9 protein-coding genes are annotated in these 9,791 nt (G+C 64.8%); 7 read left to right on the top strand and 2 right to left on the bottom strand.

Features of this window, described 5'->3' with window-relative positions; genetic code table 11:
• Both VFH65_RS10790 and chvE read right to left on the bottom strand, forming a co-directional pair.
• Nucleotides 1-746: ATP-binding cassette domain-containing protein (locus tag VFH65_RS10790; protein WP_353321332.1), on the bottom strand; the 746-nt coding region annotated here is incomplete at its 3' end.
• Between the two features lie 10 nt (nt 747-756).
• Nucleotides 757-1,845 (bottom strand): multiple monosaccharide ABC transporter substrate-binding protein, encoded by a 1,089-nt coding sequence (gene chvE / locus VFH65_RS10785; RefSeq protein ID WP_353321330.1) that lies wholly within the window; start codon nt 1,843-1,845, stop codon nt 757-759.
• A gap of 292 nt (nt 1,846-2,137) precedes the next feature.
• Between chvE and VFH65_RS10780 the strand changes: the two genes are divergently transcribed.
• The 7 genes from VFH65_RS10780 to VFH65_RS10750 form a co-directional block, all read left to right on the top strand.
• A complete protein-coding gene (locus VFH65_RS10780; RefSeq protein WP_353321329.1) occupies nt 2,138-3,124 on the top strand; it encodes an ABC transporter substrate-binding protein in 987 nt (328 codons plus the stop codon).
• A 20-nt stretch (nt 3,125-3,144) separates the two neighbouring features.
• On the top strand, nt 3,145-4,683 hold the full coding sequence (locus tag VFH65_RS10775) for a sugar ABC transporter ATP-binding protein (protein ID WP_353321328.1): 1,539 nt from the start codon (nt 3,145-3,147) through the stop codon (nt 4,681-4,683).
• Nucleotides 4,680-5,762, top strand: coding sequence for an ABC transporter permease (locus VFH65_RS10770; protein ID WP_353321326.1), 1,083 nt, complete (start codon nt 4,680-4,682; stop codon nt 5,760-5,762). Before VFH65_RS10775 ends, VFH65_RS10770 begins: the two co-directional genes overlap by 4 nt.
• Nucleotides 5,759-6,760: a galactofuranose ABC transporter, permease protein YjfF gene (yjfF, locus tag VFH65_RS10765; protein ID WP_353321324.1), complete on the top strand. Its 1,002-nt coding sequence runs from the start codon at nt 5,759-5,761 to the stop codon at nt 6,758-6,760. Before VFH65_RS10770 ends, yjfF begins: the two co-directional genes overlap by 4 nt.
• Entirely contained in the window at nt 6,757-7,776 is a 1,020-nt protein-coding gene (locus tag VFH65_RS10760; protein WP_353321322.1) for a LacI family DNA-binding transcriptional regulator, read from the top strand. Before yjfF ends, VFH65_RS10760 begins: the two co-directional genes overlap by 4 nt.
• A gap of 8 nt (nt 7,777-7,784) precedes the next feature.
• A complete protein-coding gene (gene araB, locus VFH65_RS10755; protein ID WP_353321320.1) occupies nt 7,785-9,452 on the top strand; it encodes a ribulokinase in 1,668 nt (555 codons plus the stop codon).
• Nucleotides 9,449-9,791: class II aldolase/adducin family protein (locus VFH65_RS10750; protein WP_353321318.1), on the top strand; the 343-nt coding region annotated here is incomplete at its 3' end. The genes araB and VFH65_RS10750, both read left to right, overlap by 4 nt.

Raw genomic sequence — 9,791 nt, 5'->3', positions numbered from 1 at the left:
GGGAAGCGGTGGGTGAGGTCACGGCCCACCATTCCGCGAACGATGCGGTCCTCGGTGAGCCCGTCGTCGACGTCGATGGTCTCGATCGCGCTGCCGTCGCGCAGAATCGTCACCGTGTCTGCGACCTGCATCACCTCGTTGAGCTTGTGCGAGATGACGATCGAGGTGATCCCGTGGTCACGGAGTTCGACGATGAGATCGAGCAGGTGACGGCTGTCGGCATCGTTGAGCGCCGCGGTGGGTTCATCCAGGATCAGCAGCCGAACCTGCTTGGACAGCGCCTTGGCGATCTCCACCAGTTGCTGCTTGCCGACGCCGATATCCGAGACGCGGGTTTGCGGGCTCTCGGCAAGCCCGACCCGGTCGAGCAATGCCCGCGCCTCGCTCAGCGTCTTGTCCCAGCCGATGACGCCGTAGCTGCTCAACTCGTTGCCAAGGAAGAGGTTTTCCGCGATCGAAAGGTAGGGCACCAGCGCGAGCTCCTGGTGGATGATCGCGATGCCACACCGCTCACTGGACCGGATGTCCTTGAACTCGCATGACTTGCCGTCGAACAAGATGTCGCCGTCGTAGCTGCCGTGCGGATAGACGCCGCTGAGGATTTTCATCAGGGTCGACTTGCCCGCTCCGTTCTCCCCGCAGATCGCGTGGATTGCACCGGCTTTCACCGTGAGATTCACCTCGGAGAGGGCCTTGACCCCGGGGAATTCCTTGGTGATTCCCCGCATCTCGAGCAAGGTCGTCATCGTGTGCGGATCACTGAACGTCGGACTGCTTGTAGTAGCCCGAGTTGATCAGCACCGCTTCGTAGTTCGACTTGTCGACGCTGACGGGCTGGAGCAGATATGACGGCACCACCTTGACGCCGTTGTCGTATGACTTGGTGTCGTTGACCTCCGGCGTACCTCCGGTGAGCACCGCGTCCGCCTCCTGCACCGCGGCCTTGGCCAGTTCCCTGGTGTCTTTGAACACCGTCTGGGTCTGCTCGCCTGCGACGATGGACTTCACCGAAGCCAGCTCTGCGTCCTGACCGGTCACCACGGGCAGCGGTTTGGCCGCGTTGCCGTAGCCGGAGCTCTTCAGCGCCGAGATGACGCCGCGAGATATCCCGTCATAAGGAGACAGCACCGCGTCGATACGGGCCGTGGTGTAGGCCTGGCTCAGCAGGTTGTCCATCCTGGACTGCGCCAGTCCGCCGTCCCACCGAAGCGTGGCGACCTGGTCGAACGAGGTCTGGCCGCTCCTGACCACCAGGGTGCCCTTGTCCATAAAGGGCTTGAGCACACTCATTGCGCCGTCGAAGAAGAACGTCGCGTTGTTGTCGTCGGGCGACCCGGCGAACAGCTCGATGTTCATCGGCGCCTTGGCCTGCGCCAGACCGAGCTTTTCGACGATGTAATTGCCCTGCAGCACACCGACTTTGAAGTTGTCGAACGTCGCGTAGTAGTCGACGTTAGGGGTGCCGCGGATCAGCCGGTCGTAGCTGATGACCGGGATCTTCATATCCGCGGCGTGCTGCAGCGTGCTGGTCAGCGAGGAGCCGTCGATCGGAGCGACGACGAGGAGCTTCACCCCTTTGGTGATCATGTTCTCGATTTGCGACACCTGGTTCTGCACGACGTCGTCGCCGTATTGCAGATCGGTGGTGTACCCGAGCGCCTCGAACTGTTCGACCATGTTCTGTCCGTCGGCGACCCATCGCTCCGACGATTTCGTCGGCATCGCGATGCCGATAGTGCCCTTGGCTCCATCGCCACCTGCGGCGTCGGTGGAGCGTCCACAACCCGACGTCGCCAGCGCGGTCACGATCGCCAGCAGGGCGGCGATCCAGATCAACTTCCGCACGAATTCCTCCTGATAGGCACCGCACGCGGGCATTAGCCGAGACGGCAGCGGAACCATCTATGTGAGCGTTAACATTGCGGGCGCCAGTATGTGAGCCAGTTCACTACCTTGTCAACAGTTTGGCTAAAACACGGCGGTGACCGGCCCGGATGCTGCGCTGGGCGGTCGGTCTCCGGCCAGGGATGACGGCCGGTTCGACCCGTTGACACCACCGAAGTGTTAACGCTAACATCCGCCGAATGTAATGCCGGTCACATCCGCGAACGGCTATCGAGACAAATGAGGAGTCGCCGTGAATAGAACTCTTGCAGCGGGGTTGGCCGCACTGGTGGCGACGGTGGTCGCTGCCTGCGGCAGCGGTCCGGCGCCGGGTGGCGGATCCGAAAGCGGATCTTCGGGCGGCCAGATCACCATGGGCTTCTCACAAGTCGGCGCCGAATCCGGATGGCGTACCGCCAACACGAAATCCATCCAGGAGGCGGCCGGCGCTGCGGATGTCGACCTGAAGTTCTCCGATGCGAACGGCAAGCAGGAGAATCAGATTTCGGCGATCCGCTCGTTCATCCAGCAGCACGTCGACGTCATCGCGTTCAGCCCGGTGGTGCGCACCGGATGGGACGCGGTGCTTCTCGAGGCCAAGTCCGCGGGCATCCCCGTCATCCTCACCGACCGCGCGGTAGACACCCAGGAGACCGACGTCTACAAGACGTTCGTCGGCGCCGACTTCGTCGACGAGGGCCGGCGTGCAGGCACATGGGTGGCCGAGCAGTACGCCGCGGCGACGGGTCCGGTCAACATCGTCGAGCTCCAGGGCACCACTGGCGCGGACCCGGCGATTGAACGAAGGAAGGGCTTCACGGAGAGCATCGCATCCAACCCGAATCTGAAGGTGATCGCCTCGCAGACAGGCGATTTCACAAGGTCCGGTGGTAAGCAGGTGATGGAGGCCTTCCTGAAGGCCAACCCCAAGATCGATGTGGTGTTCGCCCAGAACGACGACATGGGTCTCGGCGCGATCGAGGCCATCGAGGCCGCCGGCCTCAAGCCAGGGCAGGACATCAAGATCGTCGCGGTGGACGCAACTCGCGATGGCATGCAGGCGCTCGCTGACGGCAAGTTCAACTTCCTGGTGGAGTGCAACCCGCTGCTCGGCCCGCAACTGATGGACCTGGCCAAGAAGGTCGTCGCCGGCGAACCCGTCCCGGCCAGGGTCGTCGTTCCCGACGAGACATTCGACCAGCAGCAAGCGAAAGCCGTTCTGCCGGACCGCAAGTACTGAACCGGAAGCGAATCACTCTCATGTTGCCCAACCCCCCGGCAGCACCGCCTGCCACGCCGGTGGTGCAGATGCGTGATATCAGCATCAGCTTCCCGGGGGTCAAGGCGCTCGACGGTGTGGACTTCCGGCTACTACCCGGCGAAGTGCATGCCCTCATGGGTGAGAACGGTGCAGGGAAATCCACCCTGATCAAAGCGCTCACCGGCGTGTACGACATCGATGGGGGCACCATCACCGTCGCGGGCATGCCCCGCCGCTTCACCGGCCCACGGCAGGCCCAGGATGCCGGGATCAGCACCGTCTATCAAGAAGTCAATCTGTGCACCAACCTGACTGTCGCGGAGAACATCCTGCTGGGCCGCGAGCCGCGCAGAGTCGGCCGCATCGACTTCCGGGCGTTGAACCGCAGGGCCACTGAGCTTTTGGCGCACCTGGAACTCGACGTCGACAGCCGCTCCAAACTCGGAGCACACCCGATCGCCATCCAGCAACTGGTCGCCATCGCGCGCGCGACGGCCGTCTCCGCGCAGGTGCTCGTGCTGGACGAGCCGACGTCAAGCCTGGACGCCGGTGAGGTCACCGAACTGTTCAGGGTGATCCGGCGCCTTCGCGACGCCGGGACCGCCGTGCTGTTCGTGTCGCACTTTCTCGATCAGGTGTATGAGATCTCCGACCGGATGACGGTGCTGCGCAACGGCCGTCGGGTCGGCGAGTATCTCACTGCCGAGCTCGACCGCCACCAGCTCATCGCGGCGATGCTCGGCAGGGAACTCGAATTGTTCGACGAGATCGCCGACGCCTCGCCGGGAGCGCACCGCGACGACACCAGCCCACCGATCGTGCGCGCGGTCGATGTCTGCCGCAAGCCGCGAATCCACCCGACCACGATGGACGTCTTCTCCGGCGAGGTCGTTGGACTGGCAGGGCTGCTGGGTTCCGGCCGAACGGAGTTCGCCCGGCTGCTGTTCGGTGCGGATCGCACGACCGGCGGTCATTTCGACATCGACGGCAAGCCCGCTCGACTGCGATCTCCGCGGGCCGCGATCGCCAACAAATTCGCGTTCACCTCCGAGGACCGCAAGGCAGAAGGCCTCATCGGCGACCTCAGTGTCCGCGACAATCTCGTGCTGGCACTGCAGGCTCGGCGCGGCTTCGCCAGGCCGCTGTCGAAGCGCACGAAGTCCGAACTCGTGCGGCGCTACATGGACCTCCTCGACATCCGTCCACGCGACCCCGATATCCCGATCAAGAACCTCAGCGGCGGAAACCAGCAGAAGGTTCTGCTGGCCCGCTGGTTGATCACCAAGCCACGACTGCTCATCCTCGACGAGCCCACTCGCGGTATCGACGTCGGCGCGAAGGCCCAGATCCTCAAACTTGTCACCGATCTCGCCACAGACGGCATGGCGGTGTTGTTCATCTCGGCGGAACTCGACGAGATAGTCCGCATCAGCGACCGTGTCGGCGTGCTGCGCGACGGCCGCCACATCGCCCAACTCGACGGTGAGTGCACGGTGTCGGAGCTCACCAGCATCATCGCCTCGGGGAGCCCGCAGTGAAGAAACGGATAACGGCTTCTCCCCTGCTGTGGCCCGTGCTGGCCCTCCTCGGTCTTTTGGTGCTGAATGTCGTTCTCACGCCTAACTTTCTATCTCTACGAGTCGAGGACGGGCACCTCTACGGCAGCGTCATCGACATTCTCCGCAACGGCGCGCCCACCATGCTGGTCGCGCTCGGAATGACGCTGGTGATCGCCTCCCGTGGCATCGACCTGTCAGTAGGCGCGGTGGTGGCAATCTCGGGCGCTCTGGCCTGCGCGCACATCGCGTCCGCGGACAACCCGAACAGCCCGGCAACGATTGTCACGGCCACGGCGATGGCACTTGGCGCGGCCGTGGCCCTTGGCTTGTGGAACGGAATGCTGGTCTCCGTGTTCAGGATTCAGCCCATCATCGCCACGCTTGTTCTGATGACGGCGGGCCGCGGCATCGCGCTGCTCATCACCGGCGGCCAGATCGTCACGATCGATAGCGATCGGTTCAAGACGCTCGGAGCGGGTTATGTGTTCGGCCTGCCGATGGCGATCCTGGTCAGTTTGTCGGTGTTCGCCGTGGCGGGGCTGGTCATCCGGCGCAGTGCGCTGGGCATGCTGCTCGAATCGGTTGGCGTCAACCCACAGGCCAGCCGGCTGGCCGGGGTACGACACCGCAGCATCGTGTTCGCCGTCTACGTTTTCTGCGCACTGTGCGCCGGAATCGCCGGACTGATGATCGCCTCCAACATCTCGGCGGCCGATGCCAACAACGCCGGCCTGTGGATCGAGATGGATGCCATCCTCGCGGTGGTCATCGGTGGGACGTCGCTGGCAGGCGGACGGTTCAGCCTGACGGGAACGATCCTGGGGGCGTTGATCATTCAGACGCTGACCACCACGGTGTACACCGCGGGCATCACCCCGGAGGCGACGTTGGTGTTCAAGGCCGTCGTCGTGATCGCGGTATGCCTTATGCAGGCCCCCAAGTTCCGTCAGCTTCTGCAACGCCGACGCCGGCCCGCAACACCAACAGACAACACTTCCGGCCCGGTGGCCGCCGATCCTTCGCCCGCACCACACACCGACAAGGTCAGCGCATCATGAGCATCCAGGCGCTGCACCGACCCACAGCGACCCTTCCCGCGGTCGCGGCGAGGATGCGCGAACGGTACATGTCCGTGATCGCCTCCGCGGCTCTCTTCATCGTGCTGTTCACCACGATCATCGTGCGCTACGACTTCGCCAGCCCTGCTCAGGTGTTCCTGAACCTGCTCGTGGACAACGCATATCTGATCGTGCTCGCAGTCGGAATGACCTTCGTCATCCTCACCGGGGGCATCGACCTCAGCGTGGGGTCGGTGGTCGCACTGTCGACCGTCATCCTCGCCAAGACGCTGCAGGCCGGACTGCCGACCTCGGTGGCGATCGTCATCGTGCTGGTCGTCGGACCTCTGCTCGGCCTTCTGATGGGCAGCATCATCGAGTTCTTCGACATACAACCGTTCATCGTGACCCTGGCAGGCATGTTCCTCGCCCGCGGACTGTGCTACGTCATCAGCGTCGACACCCTGCCGATCAAGGATCCGGCGTTGCGTGCCATCGGGCTGAACTACGTGTACCTGTACGAGGACAAGTTCATCCGCTGGACGGTCGTCATCGCTTTGATCGTCGCCGCAATCGCGGCTTATGTGCTTCACCAAACCCGGTTCGGGCGAACGGTGTACGCGCTCGGCGGCAACAGGCAATCAGCTCAGCTGATGGGACTGTCCACCACCAGGACGCAGATCTCGGTGTATGTGATCAGCGGGTTCTGCGCAGCACTCGCCGGGCTGCTGCTCGGCGTGCAGAAGCTGTCCGGCTACAGCCTCAACGGCGTCGGCCTGGAACTCGACGCGATAGCGGCGGCGGTCATCGGCGGCGTATTGCTCTCTGGGGGAGTCGGTTTCGTGCTCGGCTCGCTGATCGGTGTGCTCGTCCTCGGCAGCGTCCAGGTGTTCGTCACCGCCGAGAATCTCGACTCGTACTGGACCCGCATCATGACCGGGGTCCTGCTGCTGGCCTTCGTGCTTGTGCAGCGCGTCGTGCTCAGGAAATCTCCGTGACCGCCGACGCGAACCCGCGCCGGCCGGTGATGGCCGACGTGGCGCGCCTCGCCGGTGTCTCGCATCAGACGGTGTCGCGGGTCATCAACGGGTCGCCGAGCATCCGGCCCAGCACCAGGGCACGCGTCGAACGCGCGATCGCCGATCTGGGTTACCACCCGAACACGGCGGCCCGGGCACTGGTCACGAAGCGCTCCAAGACCATCGGGATCATCGGCAGTAACGGCGCGTTCTACGGCCCGTCGAGTATTCAGTTCTCCATTCAGGAAGAGGCAAGGGCCGCAGGCTACTTCACCAGTTTGGTGACTCTGGGCGCGATGACCCACGGCGAGCTGCGGGCAGCGCTGGACTACCTGAACCGCCAGTCCGTGGAAGCGATCATCACCATCGTCACGCAGGAGGACGCGCTCGCCGTGGTGCGTTCGGAGGCCACCTCCACGCCGCTGATCGTCGTCGAGGGTGAGCTTTCGGGACGCGGCCGAAGCGTCGGCGTCGACCAGATCGCTGGCGCGCGCATGGCCACCCAGCACCTCGTCGACCTGGGCCACCGCGACATCGTGCATGTCACCGGTCCCCTCACCTGGACCGAGGCGCGGGCCCGCCGCGCCGGATATGTGGAGGTGATGCGCGCCGCAGGATACCCACCGCGCGCCGATCTGGAAGGCGACTGGAGCCCCGCCCGCGGCTACGCGATCGGCAGGGAACTGGTCAGGCGCGACGACTTCTCGGCGGTGTTCGTCGCCAACGACCAGATGGCGATCGGAGTCCTGCATGCCTTCGCGAACGCGGGCGTCACGGTGCCGGACGACGTCAGCGTCATCGCCTTCGACGACATTCCGGAGGCGGCATACCTCAACCCGGCGCTGTCCACCGTGCGCCAGGACTTTCACGCGGTCGGCAGGCGTGCGATCGAACTGCTGACCGCCGTCCTCGGCGGTACTGCGACCGAAACACCGCTGCTCGCACCAGAACTCGTTATACGCGCCAGCACCAGCCCCTATGCCGACACCAGGTGAGGACACATATGCAGCACGCGAAGTACGCCGTTGGAATCGATTTCGGAACCTTGTCCGCCAGGGCGGTTGTCGTCCGTGTCGACGACGGCCATGAGATGGCCAGCGCGGAGCACGTCTACGAGCATGCGGTGCTGACCCGATCGCTGCCCGCCGGCGACGTGCGGCTGCCGGCCGAGTGGGCGCTGCAGGTGCCGGCGGACTACCGCAACGCGCTGAAAACCGCGGTGCCGCAGGCGGTCAGCCTGGCAGGTGTCGACCCGCGAGACGTCATCGGCATCGGCACCGACTTCACCAGCTGCACGATGGTGCCCGTGCGCGCCGACGGCACACCGCTGTGCGAGCTACCCGCATTCGCCGACCGCCCGCATGCCTACGCCAAGTTGTGGCGACATCACTCGCCGCAAGCTCAGGCCGACCGGATCAATGCCGTAGCGGCCGAGCGCGACGAACCGTGGCTCAAGCGCTACGGCGGTTCCATTTCCAGCGAGTGGGAGTTCGCGAAGGCGCTGGAGATCCTCGAGCAGGATCCAGACGTCTACCACGCGATCGACCATTGGGTGGAAGCCGCCGATTGGATCGTCTGGCAGCTCTGCGGCAGCTACATCCGCAACGCCTGCAGCGCCGGGTACAAGGGCATCCTGCAGGACGGCCGCTATCCCACACGGGACTTTCTCAGCGCGCTGAACCCCGACTTCACGGACTTCGTCGGCACCAAGCTGGCCCATCCCATCGGGCATCTCGGTCACGCTGCCGGAGGTTTGACCGAACAGGCCGCGCGATGGACCGGCCTGTCGGTCGGCCTGCCGGTCGCCGTCGGCAATGTCGATGCACACGTCACCGCGGCCGCCGCCAACTGCCTGGAGCCCGGCCAACTGCTGGCGATCATGGGCACCTCGACCTGTCATGTGATGAATTCCGATGTGCTGCGCGAGGTTCCGGGTATGTGCGGTGTCGTCGACGGTGGGATCGTCGACGGCTACTGGGGTTACGAAGCAGGACAGTCAGGTGTCGGCGACATCTTCTCGTGGTTCATCAACAACTGCGTCCCCGCATCTGTCGAGGAACAGGCCCGCGATCGCAACATCTCGGTCCACGACCTGCTGACCGAGTTGGCCGCCGATCAACGCGTCGGTGAGCACGGTCTGGTGGCCCTTGACTGGCACAGCGGTAACCGGTCGGTCCTTGTCGACCACCAACTCTCAGGCGTGATCGTCGGGCAGACGCTGGCGACCACCTGCGCCGACGTGTACCGCGCGCTGCTGGAAGCCACCGCCTACGGGACCAGGATGATCATCGAGACCTTCGTCGACAGCGGCGTGCCGGTGCGCGAGATCATCGTCGGCGGTGGGCTGCTGAAGAACCGGCTGCTGATGCAGATCTACGCCGATGTGGTGGGACTGCCGCTGTCGACCGTCGATTCCTCGCAGGCGCCGGCGTTGGGAGCCGCGATTCACGCCGCGACCGCGGCGGGCGCCTACCAGGATGTGCCTGCTGCCGCGAAGCAGATGGGCCGGCGCACCCGCAACGCCTACACGCCGAGCGTCGACAACGTCGCGCGATACGACGACCTTTACGCCCAATACGTCAAGCTGCACAACTGGTTTGGCCGCGGCAACGCCATGATGCGCACGCTGCGCGAGATCTCCACCCCCGCACACCAGGGAGCGTCCCGATGACCGTCACCTCTGATATCCACGCCGTCGTGGCCGATCTGCGGCGCGAGGTCTGCGATCTGCATGCCCAGCTGACGAAGTACCAGTTGGTCATCTGGACCGCTGGCAACGTTTCGGCGCGGGTACCCGGCCGCGATCTGATGGTGATCAAGCCGTCCGGCGTCGACTACGACGCGCTGACCGCCGACGACATCGTGGTCTGCGACCTGTATGGCAACCTGGTCGACGGCCGCCTCGCCCCGTCGTCGGACACCGCCGCGCACGCCTACGTCTACCGGCACATGCCGGAGGTCGGCGGGGTGGTGCACACCCACTCGACCTACGCCGTCGCCTGGGCGGCGC

Source organism: Mycobacterium sp. (genome assembly GCF_035697385.1).
Taxonomy (GTDB): Bacteria; Actinomycetota; Actinomycetes; order Mycobacteriales; family Mycobacteriaceae; genus Mycobacterium.
This window is presented reverse-complemented; position numbering and strand designations above follow the sequence as displayed.

Bases quoted from the DNA above. Each gene is read 5' to 3' on its own strand.
- VFH65_RS10775 (WP_353321328.1), top strand. From the start codon at position 3,145: ATGTTGCCCAACCCCCCGGCAGCACCGCCTGCCACGCCGGTGGTGCAG.
- yjfF (WP_353321324.1), top strand. From the start codon at position 5,759: ATGAGCATCCAGGCGCTGCACCGACCCACAGCGACCCTTCCCGCGGTC.
- araB (WP_353321320.1), top strand. From the start codon at position 7,785: ATGCAGCACGCGAAGTACGCCGTTGGAATCGATTTCGGAACCTTGTCC.